Raw genomic sequence first — 16,679 nt, 5'->3', positions numbered from 1 at the left:
CGCTGCGGGTGCCGGGCGTGCGGTGCCGTCGGCTTGCGCTCGGTGGAACCGGAGGCTGGGCCTGCGCCCGCCCGTGCCGCCCGCAGGGCTGCGGGCCCGTTGGAGCGGCGGATTGGGCGGGTGTGGGGAGAAGGGACCGGCCCCGGGGAGGGGAGGTGGGGGTCAGGGGCGGTCGCGGAGGGCCTTTTCGATGGTGTGCATGATCTCGTCGAGGGGGGCGTCGACGCGGGCGACGGTGACGAGGACCTCGCCGGAGGCGGAGACGGAGGCCGCGTCGGGGGAGACCTGTCCCGCGCCGTCCCGCCCCGCCCCGATGCCGCGCCCGAACGTCCGCCGCACGATCGCGAAGGCGTGGTCCAGCTGCCGCTCCACGTCCCCCTGCCCGTCGGCACGCAGCCACCGCCGCAGCACGTGGTTGTGGGCCGTGACGACCGCGGACGCCGCCACCTCCGCCAGCAGCGGGTCGTCGTTCGCGTCGTCCGCGTGGGCCTTCTCGTCGAAGTGGCCCAGCAGGTAGCGGGTGAACAGCCGCTCGTAGCGGGCGACCGAGGCGATCTCCGCCTCGCGCAGCGTCGGCACCTCACGGGTCAGCTTGTAGCGGGCCACCGACACCTCGGGGTGGGCCGCGTACATCCGCATGACCTCCTTGATGCCCCGGCACACCGTGTCCAGCGGATGCTCGTGCGCGGGGGCCGCCTTCAGCACCGCCTCCGCCCGGACCAGCGTGTCGTCGTGGTCGGGGAAGATCGCCTCCTCCTTCGACCGGAAGTGGCGGAAGAAGGTGCGGCGGGCCACGCCGGCCGCCGCCGCGATCTCGTCGACGGTGGTCGCCTCGTACCCCTTGGTGGCGAACAGTTCCATGGCCGCCGCCGCCAGCTCTCGGCGCATCTTGAGCCGCTGGGCGGCTGCCCGGCTGCCCGCGGCGCTCTCCGGGGCGTCGGCCGAGGCGGGGGTACGTGTCGACTTGGCGGGGTGGGACATGCCCTGAACGTACTGCATCCGGGCAGCCCGGTGTACGCGCGTCCCGCTTCCCCGGCCGGGGGCGGACGGGGAAGCGGGAGCGGGGCCCGGCGGAACGGGCGGTGCCGCCGGGTCCGACAGGGGGAAGCCGGGCCGCTCCAGCAGGCCTCCCCAGTCCCCGGGGGACCCAGGGTCCCCCGGGGCGCCGCCGGTGCGCGGGCGGGGCTCAGCGCCGGGCATATTCGCGGAAGCCGCGGCCCGTCTTCCGGCCCAGGCAGCCCGCGGCCACCAGGTGCTCCAGGAGCGGCGCCGGAGCCAGGCCCGGGTCGCGGAACTCGCGGTGCAGAACCTTCTCGATGGCCAGCGAGACGTCCAGCCCCACCACATCGAGCAGCTCGAACGGGCCCATCGGGTAGCCGCCGCCCAGCTTCATCGCGGCGTCGATGTCGTCCAGCGTCGCGTAGTGCTCCTGGACCATCTTCACCGCGTTGTTGAGGTACGGGAACAGCAGCGCGTTGACGATGAAGCCGGCCCGGTCGCCGCAGTCCACCGGGTGCTTGCGGATCGTGCGGCAGACCTCGAGGACGGTGGCGTGCACGTCGTCGTCGGTGAGCACCGTGCGGACGACCTCGACCAGCTTCATCGCCGGGGCCGGGTTGAAGAAGTGCATGCCGATCACGTCGCGCGGCCGGGAGGTGGCCCGGGCGCAGGCGACCACCGGCAGCGAGGAGGTGGTCGTGGCCAGGACCGCGCCCGGCTTGCAGACCTTGTCCAGCGCGGCGAACAGCTGCCGCTTGACCTCGAGGTCCTCGGCGACGGCCTCCACGGCCAGGTCGACGTCGGCGAAGGCGTCGTAGGAGCCGGCCGGGGTGATCCGGTCCAGGATCTGCGCGGCGGTCTCGGCCGTCATCCGGCCGCGGTCCACCGAGCGGGCCAGCGACTTGCCGATCCGCGTCTTGGCGACGGTCGCCTTCTCCTCGCTGCGGGCGGCGAGGACGACGTCGTAGCCGGCCTTGGCGAAGACCTCGGCGATGCCGGAGGCCATGGTGCCGGAGCCCGCGACGCCCACCGAGCGCACCGGACGGCCCGCGCCGGCCTCGGCGTCCTGGCGCGGGGTGAGCGCGTCCGCGACGACGGTGGCGGAGCCGGGCGCCTCGTAGGTGTAGAAACCGCGGCCGGACTTGCGGCCGTTGAGCCCGGCGTCGCTGAGCTGGCGCAGGATCGGCGCGGGGGCGTGCAGCCGGTCGCGGGACTCCTGGTACATCGCCTCCAGCACGGTGCGGGCGGTGTCGACGCCGATCAGGTCCAGCAGCGCCAGCGGGCCCATCGGCAGGCCGCAGCCGAAACGCATCGCCGCGTCGATGTCCTCGCGGGAGGCGTACCGGGACTCGTACATCGCGGCGGCCTGGTTGAGGTAGCCGAACAGCAGGCCGTCGGCGACGAATCCGGGCCGGTCGCCGACCTTCACCGGCTCCTTGCCCAGCTCCAGGGCCAGGTCGGTCACGGCGGTGACGGCGGCCGGCGCGGTGAGCACCGAGGAGACGATCTCGACCAGCTTCATCGCGGGCGCCGGGTTGAAGAAGTGCAGCCCCAGGACCCGCTCGGGGCGGGCCGAGTCGGCGGCGAGCCGGGTCACCGAGAGGGCGTTGGTGCCGGTCGCCAGGATCGTGTCCGGGCGGACGATGCCGTCCAGGGCGCGGAAGATGCCCTGCTTGACATCGTAGGACTCCGGGGCCACCTCGATCACCAGGTCGGCGGGGGCGGCGTCGGCCAGGTCGGCGGAGGTGCGCAGCCGGGCGAGGACCTGCTCGCGCTCGTCCTCGGTGAGCCTGCCCTTGGTGACGGAGCGGGCGGTGGAGGTCTCCAGCGCGGCGGTGGCGCGGGCGGCGGCCTGCGGGTCGACGTCGATGCCGACGACCTCGCGGCCGGCCCGGGCGAGGATCTCGGCGATGCCCGAGCCCATGGTGCCGAGGCCCACCACGGCGACGGTCCGCAGGGTGGAGGCGCTGTCGGAGGGGGACAGGGAAGAGGGAGCGGCCATGACGGACTCCAGGAAGGCGTGAGGTGACGGCTGGAACGCGACGCCGGCGGCGACGAGGGCCGAGGGGCGTGCGGGGATGAGGAGTCGGCGAGGTCGACGGCGACCTGCCGGGTCGTGCGGGCGTGCCTGTGTCCGACCGGTCCTGTCCCGGAACCGGGTCGTGCGGCGTTGCCGCGGTACCGCCGTACGAGAAGTACGCGGGGGTACCGAACCGACTGCGCTCGCGGCGGCTGCGTCACCAGGCCGCTGCGAGGGGTGCGAGGGGTAGCTCGCTCGAATGAGCTTAACCGGCCGGTAGTGAGCGCGCCAGAGGGTGCGGCGCCTTCGGGTGTGTGATCCGGCTCCCATGGGGGCGGGTGATTTGCGTAGGGTTGGGCCGTGAACGACGACGAGCGTCAACTCGCGCTGTTGGAAACCCGGTTGCGTGCCGAGTCCGGAGGAGGGTTCGCCCACCGGCGGCTGGTGTCGGACGCCGGGCCCGAGGAGCTCGCCGAGGTGCTGAGCGAGCCCGGGCACCCGTTGTGGGCGGTGGAGCTGGCGGCCTTCCGGCTCTCGCTGGCCGGTGACGGCCGGGCGTTCGAGCCGCTGGTGCTGCTGCTGAACCACCGGGACGCGCCGCGCTGCGCCTCGGCGGCCTACGCGCTGGCCCGGCTGGGCGACCCGCGCACCGGGCGGGCGGCGGCCGCGCTCGCCACCAACGAACTGCGCGTCGGCTACGCCCTCCACCCGGTGCGGCTGTTGGTCGCGCTGCGGGCGCCCGAGGCGGTGCCCGCGCTGGTGACCGTGCTGGAGCGGCGGCTGTCCGCGGCGCGCGACCCGCACCGGGAGGTGGCGCTGGCCTGCGTCGAAGGACTCGGCGAACTCGGCGACCCGCGCGGCCGGGCGGTGCTGGAACGGGCCCTCGAGCGGCAGGAGTTGGCGGAGGCCGCCCGCGCCGCCCTTCAGCCGCCGGAGGCCGCCCCGGGCCGGACGTAGCGGACCTCGGGGACGTCCACGCCGTCCACCGTGTAGGGCTCCTCGGCTCCGTCGGGCGCGAAGCCGTGGCGCTCGTAGAAGGCGCGGGCCGAGACGTTGTCGCGCACCACCCAGAGGTAGGTGTCGCCCTCGGCGGGCAGGCACGCCCGCAGGAGGGCGCTGCCCAGCCCGGCGCGGTGGTGCGCCGGGTCCACGTAGAGCGTGTAGAGCTCCCAGCCCGGTTCGGGGTCGCGGTTCGGGCCGAGGCAGGCCCAGCCGGCGACCTGCCCGTCGCGCTCGGCGACCAGGTTGACGACGCCGGGGCGGGCGCCCTCCAGGAGCGTGCGGTGGTGCTCGGTGGCGGCGACCGGGTCCATCCGGTCGAGGTACCCCTGCGGCATCAGTCCCGTGTAGGCGTGCCGCCATCCGGCTATCCGCACCTCGGCGACGCGAGCGCAGTCGTCGGCCGTCATCTCTCTGATCATCCGGCCATGATGCCCCGCCCGCCGGGCGGCCTGCTTCGGCTTTTCGCCCCGTCCCGGGGCCGCGCGGGTGCGGCCGGCCGGTCGCACCCGCGCGCTGCTCATGCCGTCCGGTCAGGGGCGGGGGAGCGGCCAGGGGTGGGGCGGGGCGACGGTCCGGGTGGCCTCCTGGGCGGGCTTCGGGTCGGGCAGGGCCGGGCAGGTCGCGTCGGCCTCGCCGGACGGACGGCGCGGGACGGTGCCGTCGGTGAGATAGGCCGCCAGGTGCCGGTCGAGGCACTTGTTGCCGGAGAGGGTGACGCCGTGGTTGCCGCCGCCCTCCTCGACCACCAGCGAGGAGCCGCGCAGCAGCCGGTGCGTGCGGACGGCCCCGGCGTACGGCGTCGCCGCGTCCCCGGTCGCCTGGAAGATCAGGACCGGTGGGGCCTTGTGGTTGGTGACGTCCACGGGCCGCCGCAGGCCCTGCGTGGGCCAGAAGGCGCACGGCGCGTTGTACCAGGCGTTGCTCCAGGTCATGAAGCGCGCCTTCTCGTGGACCGCCCAGTTGTCGGTGCGCCACCGCCCCCACTCCCGGGGCCAGCGGGCGTCGCGGCACATCACCGCCGTGTAGACGCTGTAGCCGTTGTCCCCTGCGGCGTCGACCGCGCCGACCGTCCGGTAGGCCTCCACCAGCGGGGCGGCCTGCTTCTTCACCGCGTAGGCGGAGAACACCCGGGCCAGCAGCGGCCAGTAGCCGTTGTGGTAGCCGCCCGGGAGGAAGAGGTCCTCCAGCTCCGCCGGGCCGACCACGCCCTGGGCGGGCTTCGCGGCGACCGCCGCGCGCATCGCGTACCACTTCGCCTCGACCCGGGCGGCGTCGGCGCCGAGCCCGTACACGGCGTCGTGCCGCGCCACCCAGGTCATGAAGGCGCGGTGCCGGTCCTCGAAGGCGATGTCCTGCTGGAGGTTGTTCTCGTACCAGATCCCGGTGGGGTCGACCACGGAGTCCAGCACCATCCGCCGCACCCGGTCGGGGTGCAGCTTGGCGTACACGGAGCCCAGGTAGGTGCCGTAGGAATAGCCCAGGTAGTTGATCCTCTTCGCGCCGAGCGCGCGCCGGATCACGTCGAGGTCCTTCGCCGCGCTCACCGTGTCGATGTACGGCAGCAGGTCCCCGTGCTTCTTCCCGCAGGCGGCGGCGAAGGCCCGTGCGCGGTCGAGATTGACCTTCTCCAGCGCGGCGGTGGCCGGCACCGGGTCCGGGCGGACCGGGTCGGAGTAGCCGGGCACGCAGTTGAGCGCGGGCCGCGACTTCCCGACGCCCCGGGGGTCGAAGCCGATGACGTCGTAGCGCGCGGCCACGGACGCGGGGAGCCCGGAGGCGACGAAGCGGGCGAGGTCCACCCCGCCGCCGCCGGGGCCGCCGGGGTTGACCAGCAGCGGGCCGAGCGACTTCTTCGCGGTGTGCGGGACGCGGGAAAGGGCCAGGGTGATCTTCCGGCCGCCCGGGGCGGCGTGGTTCAGCGGCACCTTCACGGTGGCGCACTGGAGCCGGGGCGCGTCCTCGGTGGCGCACTTCTTCCAGCTCAGCCTCGGCGCGGCGGGCACCGGAGCGGCCTGCGCCGGCGGTACGGCGGTGAGGGCCGAGGCCAGCGCGACGGCGGTGCCGCACAGGACGGCGACGCGTTTCTTCATCAGTCTCCCCGGGGTCGGCGGTCCGTGCGTGCCACGGCCCAGGGCGCATCGTGCCGCCGGAAGGGGGGAGGAAGAGCACGTTTCGGGGGAGATTGACCCCTTCGGGTCGCGACCGTGCCGCCGGGCGGGGCACCGGAGGGCGACGCGGAGTCCGTCGCGCGTCCCGCGGCGCGCGGCTGCACGTCGGGCGCGGAGCCCGCGGTCCGGCGTGCCGCTGGGCGACGGGCCCGCAGGGGTGCAGGGCCGTCGGGTGCGGAGATCGCCGCGTTCGTGGGCCCCGTGGCGCGTCCGGTCAGAGCAGCGAGAGCTGCACCGGGCCCTCCGCGTCGGCGGCGTCCTCGGCGGCCGGCCGTGCGGGACGGATGCGACGGCGGGCCGCTCCGCCCTCGGGGCCGATGCCGTACTCCCGGGCCAGCTCGTGCACCTGGCGGGTGATCTGCCGCTGGTACCAGGTCGGCGCGTACGCCCCGCCCCCGTACATCCGCTCGTAGCGCCCCACCAGCTCCGGGTGGTGCTCGGCCAGCCAGGTCATGTACCACTCGCGCGCCCCGGGCCGCAGGTGCAGCACCAGCGGGGTCACCGAACTCGCGCCGGCCTCCGCGATCGCCCGCACCGTGGCGCGCAGCTGGTCGGGCCGGTCGCCGAGGAAGGGGATCACCGGGGCCATCAGCACCCCGCAGTCGATGCCGTGATCGGCGAGCGTGCGGATCACGTCCAGCCGGCGCTCGGGCGCGGGTGTCCCGGGCTCGACGGTGCGCCACAGTTCCCGGTCGACGAACCCGACCGAGACGTTCACGCCCACGTCGGTGACCTCGGCCGCCTGCTCCAGCAGTTCGAGGTCGCGCAGGATCAGCGTGCCCTTGGTCAGGATGGAGAACGGGTTCGCGTGGTCGCGCAGCGCCGCGATGATCCCCGGCATCAGGCGGTAGCGGCCCTCGGCGCGCTGGTAGCAGTCGACGTTGGTGCCCATCGCGATGTGCTCGCCGTGCCAGGACCGGGAGGCCAGCTTGGCGCGCACCAGCTCGGGGGCGTTCAGCTTCACCACGGTCTGCGAGTCGAAGCCGAGGCCCGTGTCGAGGTCCAGGTAGCTGTGCGTCTTGCGGGCGAAGCAGTAGACGCAGGCGTGGGTGCAGCCGCGGTACGGGTTCACCGTCCACTCGAACGGCATCCGGGACGCGCCCGGAACCCGGTTCACGATGGAGCGCGCCCTGATCTCGTGGAAGGTGACGCCGCGGAACTCGGGGGTGTCGAAGGTCCGGGTGGTCACCGAGTCCGCCCCGAACAGGGCGGGGTCCGTCTGCCCGGACTCCGGCGTGAGGTTCTCCCAGCGCATGCAGGCCTCGCTTCGGTCGTGTCGAACAGCGATAATAGAACAAGTGTTCCCTTGATCGTGCGATCGGCACCTGCCGAGCTGTCCGGCGGGCGGCGTGCCGCCGATTTGGCGGGTGTACGCGGGGGTGGTTTGCTGGCGCCGGACGTGCTGGATCCCCAGGAGCTGGAGGAAGCGATGGCGCAGGTGGAGGCCACGACCGAGCGGGTCGTCGCGGCGAACGCGCAGGAGGTGTACGCCGCTCTCGCGGACTACGAGGGCACGCGCGCCAAGCTGCTGCCCGAGCAGTACAGCGAGTACGAGGTGCGCGAGGGGGGCAAGGGTGCGGGCACCCTCGTGCACTGGAAGCTCCAGGCGACGAAGAAGCGGGTGCGGGACTGCCTCCTGGAGGTGACCGAGCCGTCCGCCGGGGAGCTCGCCGAGACGGACCGCAACTCCTCCATGGTCACCACCTGGCGGGTCACCCCGGCCGGCGAGGGCAGCTCGCGGGTCGTCGTCAGCACCGTCTGGAACGGGGCCGGCGGGATCGGCGGCTTCTTCGAGAAGACCTTCGCGCCCAAGGGCCTGGCCCGCATCCACGACGCCGTCCTCGCGCGGCTGGCCGCCGAGGTGGAGTGACCTCCTCCATGCGTTCGTCGGCCCGGCCGGGATCACCCCGGCCGGGCCGAACGGTCAACACCCCTGCCCCGAAGCCCCGTTGCCCTCACCGTTTCGAGTGACTTGCGTAACCCGAATCCTTCGCTGCCGTTCGCCTGGTGACGTGCGACGAACGGGAGGGCGCAAGTGGGCGTGACGGGCGGGACCGCGCTGCTGCGGGACGAGGCCGGGCCGCGGGACCGGACCGGGGCGCCGGCGCAGGGCGGCGAGGACACCCTTCCGCTCCCCGCCGTGCAGGCGTCCGCCGACCCGCCCGCGCGGCTCACCCCGCGCGGCGTGCGGCTGGTGTTCGCCGGACTGATGCTCGCGCTGCTGCTCGCGGCGCTGGAGCAGATGATCGTCGCCACCGCCCTGCCGAGGATCGTCGGCGACCTCCAGGGCATGGACAAGATGTCCTGGGCCATCACCGCCTACCTGCTGACCTCGACCGTGGTGCTCCCGGTCTACGGCAAGCTCGGCGACCTCTTCGGCCGCAAGGGCGTCTTCCTCTTCGCGATCGTCGTCTTCGTCATCGGCTCCGCCGCCTGCGGACGGGCGGAGACCATGGACCAGCTGATCGCCTTCCGCGCGGTCCAGGGGATCGGCGCGGGCGGGCTGATGATCGGCGTGCAGGCGATCATCGCGGACATCGTGCCGCCCCGCGAACGCGGGCGCTTCATGGGCCTGATCGGCGCCTCCTTCGGCCTGGCCTCGGTGGCCGGACCGCTGCTCGGCGGCTACTTCACCGACCACCACTCCTGGCGCTGGTGCTTCTACTTCAACGTGCCCTTCGGCCTGGTCACGCTGGTCGTGGTGGCCGCCGTGCTCAAGCTGCCCAAGCCCGCCGTGCGGCCCCGCCTGGACGTCGTGGGGACGATCCTGCTGGTCGCCGCGTCGACCTGCCTGGTGCTGCTGACCAGCTGGGGCGGCACCGAGTACGCCTGGGACTCCCCGGAGATCCTGGGCCTGGCCGGGGGCGCCGTCGCCGCCTCGGCGCTCTTCGTGGTCGCCGAGCGGTTCGCGGCCGAACCCCTCATCCCGCTGCGGCTGTTCCGCGACTCCGTCTTCAACGTCACCGCCCTGGTCGGCCTGGTCGTCGGCATCGCGCTGTTCGGCGCGGCCAGTTACCTGCCCAGCTACCTCCAGATGGTCGACGGGGCCACCGCCACCGAGTCCGGCCTGCTGATGCTGCCCATGATGGGCGGGGTGGTCGGGGCCTCGGTCCTCTCCGGGCAGCTGATCAGCCGCACCGGCCGCTACCGGATCTACCCGATCCTCGGCGGCGCGCTCTCCGCCGCCGGCATGTGGCTGCTGTCGCTCCTGGACACCGGCACCGAGCGGATCACCTACAGCGTGTGGATGTTCGTGCTGGGCGCGGGCATCGGCCTGGTGATGCCGGTGCTGGTGCTCGCGGTCCAGAACTCGGTGCGCCCCGCCGACCTGGGCACCGCCACCAGCGCCAACAACTACTTCCGGCAGATCGGCGGCAGCGTCGGCGCCGCCGTCTTCGGCACCCTCTTCGCCGACCGGTTCACCGACGCCCTCGCCGAGCGGCTGCCCCGCCTGCCCGGCGGCGCGGCCGCCGCCCCGCACACCGAGTCCGTCAGCCCGGAGATGGTGCACGCGCTGCCCGCGCCGCAGCGCGACGCGTACATCGCGGCCTACGCCGAGGCCATGCCGCGGATCTTCCTCTACCTGGTGCCGGTCCTCGTGCTCGGCCTGATCATCGCCTGCTTCCTCAAGGAGAAACCGCTGGTGTCCCACAACGTCCCCGCCGCAGACCCCCAGGGCGCCGAGCCGGCGGCCGCGGCCGCCGCAGCCCCCTACGCGGCGGCCTCCGTCCCGCTCACCGTCGAGGTGACCGCCTCGGTGCCCGGCGCCCGGGCCCCCTACGGCGGGGGGATCGCCGTCTGCGGCGCGGTCCGGCACGCCGACGGCACGGTGGTGCCGCGCGCCGCGCTCACCCTGATCGACGGCGCCGGGCAGCAGGTCGGGCGCGGCGCCAGCGGCGAGGACGGACGCTACGCGCTGGCCACCCCGGGCCCCGGCTCCTACGTGCTGATCGCCGCCGCCGGCGGGCACCAGCCGCAGGCCGTGCAGGTCACGGTGGGGGAGCGGCCGGTCGAGATGGACGTGGTGCTCGGCGGCGCCGGACGCCTCGCCGGGACCGTCACCACCGCCGACGGCACCCCGGTGCGGGACGCCACCGTCACCCTCACCAACGTCCACGGCGAGGTGGTCTCCGCCTCCCGCAGCGGCTTCGACGGCGGCTACGTCATCAGCGACCTGGTGGCCGGCGAGTACACCCTGGCCGCCAGCGCCCACGCCTACCGGCCCACCGCCCTGCCGGTCACCGTGCAGGCGTCCCGGGAGACCCGGCAGGACATCGAGCTGGCCGGCGGGGCGGTGCTGCGCGGCGTGGTCCGGGGCGGCGGCGGGCGGCCGGTGGAGGAGGCCCGGGTCACCCTGCTGGACGCCGCGGGCAACGTCGTCGACACCCTCACCACCGGATCCGACGGCACCTTCCGCTTCGTCGACCTGTCCTCCGGCGAGTACACCGTGATCGCCGCCGGGTACCCCCCGGTCGCCACCGTCCTCCAGGTGGCCGGCGGCGGCCGCACCGAGCGCGACCTGCAGCTCGGGCACCAGGACTGACCTGCTCCGGTCCGGCGGGGGCTTCCCCGCCGGACCGGCACGGGGGAAGATCGCGCCGTGACCCCTTCGGTCTACACTCACGCCCATGCACGCGTGTGACCGGCAGGAACGGAGCGACCGATGAAGATCCTCATCAGCGCCGACATGGAGGGCGCCACCGGCGTCACCTGGCCGGCGGACGTGCTGCCGGGCACCCCCCAGTGGGAACGCTGCCGCCCGATGTTCACCTCGGACGTCCAGGCCGCCGCGCTCGGCTTCTTCGACGGCGGCGCCGACCAGGTGCTCGTCAACGAGGCCCACTGGAGCATGCGCAACCTGCTGCTCGAGCAGCTCGACGACCGGGTCGAGATGCTCACCGGCCGGCACAAGTCGCTCTCCATGGTCGAGGGCGTCCAGCACGGCGACGTCGACGGCATCGCCTTCATCGGCTACCACGGCGGCGCCGGGATGGAGGGTGTCCTCGCCCACACCTACCTCGCCAACCAGCTCACCGGCGTCTGGCTCGACGACGTCCGCGCGAGCGAAGGCCTGCTCAACGCCCATGTGGTGGCCGAATACGGGGTACCGGTCATTCTGGTGACCGGCGACGACGTGGCGTGCGACGACGCCCTCGGGTACGCACCCGAGGCGCGGAAGGTCGCGGTGAAGGACCACGTGTCGCGCTACGCGGCCGTGTGCCGCACGCCCGCCCGGACCCACGCGGACATCCGCGCGGCCGCCCGGGAGGCGGTGTCGCTGGCGGTCCGTCACGAGCCCGTGACGGCCGGCCCGCGTACCGTCGCCGTGGAGTTCGACGCGGAACACCTGGCCGACGCGGCAACCGTCGTGCCGGGCGTGGACCGGGTCGGCGAGCGCAAGGTCGCCTACACCGAAGCAAACATGTACGACGCAATCCGCACCTTCAAGGCGGTCACCACGATCGTCTCGGCCGCGGTGGAGGAGACGTATGGCTGATCAGCAGGCCCTCGAAGAGGTCGTGACCTTCGCGTCCGACCTGATCCGCATCGACACCACCAACCGGGGCGGCGGCGACTGCCGCGAGCGCCCCGCCGCCGAGTACGCGGCGGCCAGGCTCGCCGAGGCGGGCCTGGAGCCCACCCTCCTGGAGCGCACCGAGGGACGCACCAACGTCGTCGCCCGCCTCGAGGGCACCGACCCCTCGGCGGACGCGCTCCTGGTCCACGGCCACCTCGACGTGGTGCCCGCCGACGCCTCCGAGTGGACCGTCCACCCCTTCTCCGGGGAGATCCGCGACGGCGTGCTCTGGGGCCGCGGCGCCGTGGACATGAAGAACATGGACGCGATGATCCTCTCCGTGGTCCGCTCCTGGGCCCGCGAGGGCGTGCGGCCCCGCCGTGACATCGTGATCGCCTTCACCGCCGACGAGGAGGACAGCGCCGTCGACGGCTCCGGCTTCCTCGCCGACCAGCACCCCGAGCTGTTCGAGGGCTGCACCGAGGGCGTCAGCGAGTCCGGCGCCTACACCTTCCACGACGGCTCCGGCGCCCGGATCTACCCCATCGGCGCGGGCGAACGCGGCACCGGATGGCTGCGGCTCACCGCGCGCGGACGCGCCGGCCACGGCTCCAAGGTCAACCGCGCCAACGCCGTCACCCGCCTCACCGCGGCGGTCACCCGGCTCGGCGAGCACAGCTGGCCGCTGAACCTCACCCCGACCGTGCGCGCCGCGATCTCCGAACTCGCCGCCGTCTACGGCATCGACGCCACGCGCTACGACCTCGACGACTCCGACCAGGTCGACGAGCTGCTGGTGAAGATCGGCCCCGCCGCCGCCCTGGTGGAGCCCACCCTGCGCAACAGCACCAACCCGACCATGCTGGACGCCGGTTACAAGGTCAACGTGATCCCCGGCGAGGCCGGCGCGCACGTCGACGGGCGTTTCCTGCCGGGCGGCGAGGAGGACTTCGAGCGCACCCTGGACGAGCTGACCGGCCCCGACGTCGACTGGGAGTACTACCACCGCGAGGGAGCCCTCCAGGCCCCGGTGGACTCCCCGACCTTCGCCAAGCTGCGCGCCGCCGTCGAGGAGCACGACCCCGAGGCGCACACCGTGCCGTACTGCATGTCCGGCGGCACCGACGCCAAGCAGTTCGCCCGGCTCGGCATCACCGGTTACGGCTTCGCCCCCGTCTGGCTGCCCGAAGGCTTCGCCTACCAGCAGCTCTTCCACGGCGTGGACGAGCGGGTGCCCGTCGAAGGACTGCACTTCGGCGTCCGTGTACTCGACCGCTTCCTGCGGACGGCCTGACAGAGATGGGGGACAAGGTGCGGAAACTGGCCCACGGGACGTGGCCCTCGCCGATCGGGGCGGGGCTCGCCGCCGACCACGACGGTGCCCCGCAGTACCCGGGCTTCGTCGGCGACGAGGTCTGGTGGACCGAGCCCCGGCCCGCCGAGGCCGGGCGCCGCGCCCTGGTGCGCCGCCGCGCCGACGGCACCGAGGAATCGGTGCTGCCCCCGCCGTGGAACGTGCGCAGCCGGGTGGTGGAGTACGGCGGACGCCCCTGGACCGGGACCGTCCGGGACGGACGGGCGGTCGTCGTCTTCGTGAACTTCGCCGACCAGCGGCTCTACCGCTACGAGGGGGAGGGCGGCGGCGAACCGCAGCCGCTCACCCCCCTCTCCCCGGTGGGCGGCGGCCTGCGCTGGGCCGAGCCCGAGGTGCGCGAGGGGCCGGGCGGCCGGGCCGAGGTCTGGTGCCTGCTGGAGGAGTACACCGGCGACGGCCCCTCCGACGTGCGGCGCCTGCACGTGGCGGTGCCGCTGGACGGCAGCGCCGCCGAGGACCGCGGCGCCCTGCGGGAACTGTCCCGCCCCACCCACCACTTCGTCACCGGCGCGCGCGTCTCCCCGGACGGCGCCCGGGCCGCCTGGCTGGCCTGGGACCACCCCCGGATGCCGTGGGACGGCACCGAACTGGTGGTCGCCGACATCACCGAGGACGGCCTGCTCACCATGCCGCGGGTGATGGCCGGTGGCGAGGAGGAGTCCGTCGCCCAGGTCGAGTGGACCGCCGACGGCCGCCTGATGTGGAGCAGCGACCACTCCGGCTGGTGGAACCTCTACCGCGAGGGCGAGCCCGTCTGCGCCCGCGAGGAGGAGTTCGGCGGACCGGTGTGGACGCCGGGCAGCCGCTGGTTCGCGCCGCTGGAGTGCGGCCTGGTCGCCGTGCTCCACGGCAAGGGCGCCCAGGTGCTCGGCGTGCTCGACCCCGAGTCCTGCGAGGTCGTCGACGCGGCCGGGCCGTGGAGCGAGTTCGCCGCCGCGCTCGCGGTGCACGGCGACCGCGTCGTCGCGGTCGGCGCGGGCGCCAAGCGCTCCTTCGAGGTCGTCGAGCTGGACACCCGCCTCGGCAGCGCCCGCGTCATCGGCTCCGCCCACCACGACAGCGTCGACCCCGCCTACCTGCCCGAGCCCGAGGCGCGGGTCTTCACCGCCGCCGACGGCCGCGAGGTGCACGCGCACGTCTACCCGCCGCACCACCCCGAGGTCACCGGCCCCGACGGCGAGCTGCCGCCGTACGTGGTCTGGGCGCACGGCGGCCCCACCAGCCGGACGCCCATGGTGCTCGACCTGGAGATCGCCTACTTCACCTCGCGCGGCATCGGCGTCGTCGAGGTCAACTACGGCGGGTCCACCGGCTACGGACGGGAGTACCGCAACCGGCTGCGCGAGCAGTGGGGCGTGGTCGACGTCGAGGACTGCGCCGCCGCCGCCCTCGCCCTCGCCGAGGAAGGCGTCGCCGACCGCGGCCGGCTGGCGGTGCGCGGAGGCAGCGCGGGCGGCTGGACCACCGCCGCCTCGCTGGCCTTCACCGACGTCTACGCCTGCGGCACCGTCATCTACCCGGTGCTCGACCTGACCTCGTGGGCCTCGGGCGAGACCCACGACTTCGAGTCGCGCTACCTGGAGTCCCTGGTCGGTCCGCTGGCCGAGGTGCCCGAGCGGTACCGCGAGCGCTCGCCGGGCGAGAGCCCCGAGCGGATCGAGGCGCCGTTCCTGCTGCTCCAGGGGCTGGAGGACCCGATCTGCCCGCCCGCGGCGAGCGAGCGGTTCCTCGAGCGGGTCCGGGCCGGCGGGCGGGGCGTCCCGCACGCCTACATCGCCTTCGAGGGCGAGGGCCACGGGTTCCGGCGCGCCGACACGATGGTCCGGGCGCTGGAGGCGGAACTGTCGCTGTACGCCCAGGTGTTCGGCTTCGAGGCGCCGGACGTGCCGGCGCTGGAACTGCGGAAGTAGGGGAACGTGCGGGAGTCGACCAGACCGAAGCGGCTGGCGCCGGGCGCGCGGGTGGCGATCGTGGCCACCAGCGGGCCGGTGCCCGACGAGCGGCTGCAGGGCGGGCTCGACCTGCTGCGCGGCTGGGGCCTCGACCCCGTCGTGATGCCCCACGTACGGGACCGCCACGAGGAGTTCGAGTACCTGGCGGGGACGGACGCGGACCGCGCGGCCGATCTCCAGGCGGCCTGGTGCGACCCGTCCGTCGACGCGGTCATCTGCGCGCGCGGCGGGTACGGCGTGCAGCGCATGGTCGACCTGCTCGACTGGTCCGCGATGCGGGCCGCCGGGCCCAAGGTCTTCGTCGGCTTCAGCGACATCACCGCGCTGCACGAGGCGTTCGCCACCCGCATGGGGCTGGTCACGCTGCACGGGCCGATGGCCGCGGGCGTCGACTTCCTCAAGAACGAGAAGGCCCGCGAGCACCTGCGGGCCACCCTCTTCGAGCCGGAGACCACCCAGGTCATCACCGGGTCCGGCGGCACCCTGGTGCCCGGGCGGGCCCGCGGGGTCACCCTCGGCGGCTGCGTCAGCCTGCTCGCCGCGGACCTGGGCACGCCGCACGCGCGGGCCGGGGCGCGGGGCGGGCTGCTGATGATCGAGGACGTCGAGGAGGAGCGGTACCGGCTGGACCGGATCCTCACGCAGCTGCTGCGGTCCGGGTGGCTGGACGGCGTCGCCGGCGTGGTCCTCGGCTCCTGGCTGGGCTGCGGGCCCTACGAGGACCTGCGGACGCTCTTCGCCGACCGGCTCGGCGGACTGGGCGTCCCCGTCGCCGAGGAGTTCGGCTTCGGCCACGGAGACGGCGCCCTCACCATCCCCTTCGGGGTCGCCGCCACCCTCGACACCGAGACCCGCACCCTGACCCTGGAGCGGCCCGCCCTGGCCTGACCCGGGCCTTCGCCCTGGGCGGTGGGGCGTGCCTCCGCCGTTCCCGCGGGCGGCCGGGCCGCCCAGGGGGCGGCCCGGGAGGGCGCAGGGCTCGGGGCCGCAGCGTCGTGCCGTGCCGCGTGCCGGCCGTCCAGCGGCACGGTCGCCGGCGACGCCGCTGCGGAGCCCGGGCCTCGGTAGGGTGATCCACATGCGCGAGAGCTCGTACGTGGCCGTCACCGACCGGATCGGCCTCCGCCCCCTCACCCTGGCCGACGAGGCCGAGTTCACCGCCCGGGCGGCGGAGAGCCGGGAGCTGCACCACCCGTGGCTGTTCCCGCCGGACACCCCCGACGCGTTCCGCGCCTACGCGCAACGGATCGTCGAGAGCGCGGACAAGGAGAGCTTCCTCGTCTGCGACCGCGCGCGGGACGGCGCCCTCGCCGGGTACGTGACCGTCAACAACATCGTGCACGGCGCCTTCCGCTCCGGCGCCCTCGGCTACGGCGCGTTCGCGCGGTCCGCCGGCCGCGGCCTGATGACCGAGGCGCTGCGGGCCCTCGTGCGGTACGCCTTCGCGCCGCCGCTGAACCTGCACCGGCTGGAGATCAACGCCCAGCCCGGCAACACCCGTTCGCTCGCGCTGGCCCGCCGCGCCGGCTTCGCCAAGGAGGGGTTCTCCCCCCGCATGCTGTTCGTCGACGGCGCCTGGCGCGACCACGAACGCTGGGCGATCACCGCGGAGATGATCCAGGACTGACCGACCGGCCTCTGGCGC

13 protein-coding genes are annotated in these 16,679 nt (G+C 74.2%); 8 read left to right on the top strand and 5 right to left on the bottom strand.

The window, feature by feature from the left end:
• Positions 1–162: 162 nt before the first annotated feature.
• Together ABT026_RS02035 and ABT026_RS02030 are read right to left on the bottom strand one after the other, a co-directional pair.
• Positions 163–981: a TetR family transcriptional regulator gene (locus tag ABT026_RS02035; protein WP_351111162.1), complete on the bottom strand. Its 819-nt coding sequence runs from the start codon at positions 979–981 to the stop codon at positions 163–165.
• 205 nt (positions 982–1,186) lie between these two features.
• Positions 1,187–3,001: a 3-hydroxyacyl-CoA dehydrogenase family protein gene (locus ABT026_RS02030; RefSeq protein ID WP_351111161.1), complete on the bottom strand. Its 1,815-nt coding sequence runs from the start codon at positions 2,999–3,001 to the stop codon at positions 1,187–1,189.
• Between the two features lie 378 nt (positions 3,002–3,379).
• On the opposite strand from ABT026_RS02030, the gene ABT026_RS02025 reads away from it, so the two are divergent.
• Complete coding sequence (locus ABT026_RS02025) at positions 3,380–3,976, top strand: HEAT repeat domain-containing protein (protein ID WP_351111159.1); 597 nt, start codon at positions 3,380–3,382, stop codon at positions 3,974–3,976.
• Here ABT026_RS02025 and ABT026_RS02020 read toward each other — a convergent pair.
• The 3 genes from ABT026_RS02020 to ABT026_RS02010 all read right to left on the bottom strand — a co-directional run bounded on the left by ABT026_RS02020 (position 3,943) and on the right by ABT026_RS02010 (position 7,444).
• Complete coding sequence (locus ABT026_RS02020) at positions 3,943–4,440, bottom strand: GNAT family N-acetyltransferase (RefSeq protein WP_351111157.1); 498 nt, start codon at positions 4,438–4,440, stop codon at positions 3,943–3,945. The two genes, ABT026_RS02025 and ABT026_RS02020, sit on opposite strands and share 34 nt — an antisense overlap.
• Before the next feature lie 111 nt (positions 4,441–4,551).
• Positions 4,552–6,111: an alpha/beta hydrolase gene (locus ABT026_RS02015; protein ID WP_351111155.1), complete on the bottom strand. Its 1,560-nt coding sequence runs from the start codon at positions 6,109–6,111 to the stop codon at positions 4,552–4,554.
• A 292-nt stretch (positions 6,112–6,403) separates the two neighbouring features.
• On the bottom strand, positions 6,404–7,444 hold the full coding sequence (locus ABT026_RS02010) for an Rv2578c family radical SAM protein (protein ID WP_351111153.1): 1,041 nt from the start codon (positions 7,442–7,444) through the stop codon (positions 6,404–6,406).
• 174 nt (positions 7,445–7,618) lie between these two features.
• Between ABT026_RS02010 and ABT026_RS02005 the strand changes: the two genes are divergently transcribed.
• The 7 genes from ABT026_RS02005 to ABT026_RS01975 all read left to right on the top strand — a co-directional run bounded on the left by ABT026_RS02005 (position 7,619) and on the right by ABT026_RS01975 (position 16,661).
• Positions 7,619–8,059, top strand: coding sequence for an SRPBCC family protein (locus ABT026_RS02005; protein ID WP_351111623.1), 441 nt, complete (start codon positions 7,619–7,621; stop codon positions 8,057–8,059).
• A 339-nt stretch (positions 8,060–8,398) separates the two neighbouring features.
• On the top strand, positions 8,399–10,732 hold the full coding sequence (locus ABT026_RS02000; RefSeq protein ID WP_502967885.1) for an MFS transporter: 2,334 nt from the start codon (positions 8,399–8,401) through the stop codon (positions 10,730–10,732).
• 120 nt (positions 10,733–10,852) lie between these two features.
• Positions 10,853–11,686: a M55 family metallopeptidase gene (locus ABT026_RS01995; RefSeq protein ID WP_351111151.1), complete on the top strand. Its 834-nt coding sequence runs from the start codon at positions 10,853–10,855 to the stop codon at positions 11,684–11,686.
• Positions 11,679–13,001: a M20/M25/M40 family metallo-hydrolase gene (locus tag ABT026_RS01990; protein ID WP_351111149.1), complete on the top strand. Its 1,323-nt coding sequence runs from the start codon at positions 11,679–11,681 to the stop codon at positions 12,999–13,001. The genes ABT026_RS01995 and ABT026_RS01990 overlap by 8 nt, the downstream gene beginning before the upstream one ends.
• Before the next feature lie 5 nt (positions 13,002–13,006).
• Positions 13,007–14,992, top strand: a complete 1,986-nt coding sequence (locus ABT026_RS01985; protein WP_351111147.1) for a prolyl oligopeptidase family serine peptidase — start codon at positions 13,007–13,009, stop codon at positions 14,990–14,992.
• Positions 14,993–14,998: 6 nt separating this feature from the next.
• Positions 14,999–15,922, top strand: a complete 924-nt coding sequence (locus ABT026_RS01980) for a S66 peptidase family protein (RefSeq protein WP_351111145.1) — start codon at positions 14,999–15,001, stop codon at positions 15,920–15,922.
• 190 nt (positions 15,923–16,112) lie between these two features.
• Positions 16,113–16,661 carry a GNAT family N-acetyltransferase gene (locus ABT026_RS01975; RefSeq protein WP_351111143.1) on the top strand — a complete coding sequence of 183 codons (549 nt, stop codon included), beginning with the start codon at positions 16,113–16,115 and terminating at the stop codon, positions 16,659–16,661.
• The last annotated feature ends 18 nt before the right edge of the window (positions 16,662–16,679 follow it).

It is taken from the genome of Streptomyces sp. NPDC002734, assembly GCF_040295685.1.
Lineage (GTDB): Bacteria > Actinomycetota > Actinomycetes > Streptomycetales > Streptomycetaceae > Streptomyces.
The sequence above is the reverse complement of the archived record's forward strand: the minus strand, read 5'-3'. Positions and strand labels throughout refer to the sequence as shown.

Excerpts from the sequence above, each read along its gene's own strand:
- ABT026_RS02035 (WP_351111162.1), bottom strand. The coding sequence starts at position 981 with ATGTCCCACCCCGCCAAGTCGACACGTACCCCCGCCTCGGCCGACGCC.
- ABT026_RS02030 (WP_351111161.1), bottom strand. The coding sequence starts at position 3,001 with ATGGCCGCTCCCTCTTCCCTGTCCCCCTCCGACAGCGCCTCCACCCTG.
- ABT026_RS02020 (WP_351111157.1), bottom strand. The coding sequence starts at position 4,440 with ATGATCAGAGAGATGACGGCCGACGACTGCGCTCGCGTCGCCGAGGTG.
- ABT026_RS02015 (WP_351111155.1), bottom strand. The coding sequence starts at position 6,111 with ATGAAGAAACGCGTCGCCGTCCTGTGCGGCACCGCCGTCGCGCTGGCC.
- ABT026_RS02010 (WP_351111153.1), bottom strand. The coding sequence starts at position 7,444 with ATGCGCTGGGAGAACCTCACGCCGGAGTCCGGGCAGACGGACCCCGCC.
- ABT026_RS02005 (WP_351111623.1), top strand. The coding sequence starts at position 7,619 with ATGGCGCAGGTGGAGGCCACGACCGAGCGGGTCGTCGCGGCGAACGCG.
- ABT026_RS02000 (WP_502967885.1), top strand. The coding sequence starts at position 8,399 with ATGCTCGCGCTGCTGCTCGCGGCGCTGGAGCAGATGATCGTCGCCACC.
- ABT026_RS01995 (WP_351111151.1), top strand. The coding sequence starts at position 10,853 with ATGAAGATCCTCATCAGCGCCGACATGGAGGGCGCCACCGGCGTCACC.
- ABT026_RS01990 (WP_351111149.1), top strand. The coding sequence starts at position 11,679 with ATGGCTGATCAGCAGGCCCTCGAAGAGGTCGTGACCTTCGCGTCCGAC.
- ABT026_RS01985 (WP_351111147.1), top strand. The coding sequence starts at position 13,007 with ATGGGGGACAAGGTGCGGAAACTGGCCCACGGGACGTGGCCCTCGCCG.
- ABT026_RS01975 (WP_351111143.1), top strand. The coding sequence starts at position 16,113 with ATGCGCGAGAGCTCGTACGTGGCCGTCACCGACCGGATCGGCCTCCGC.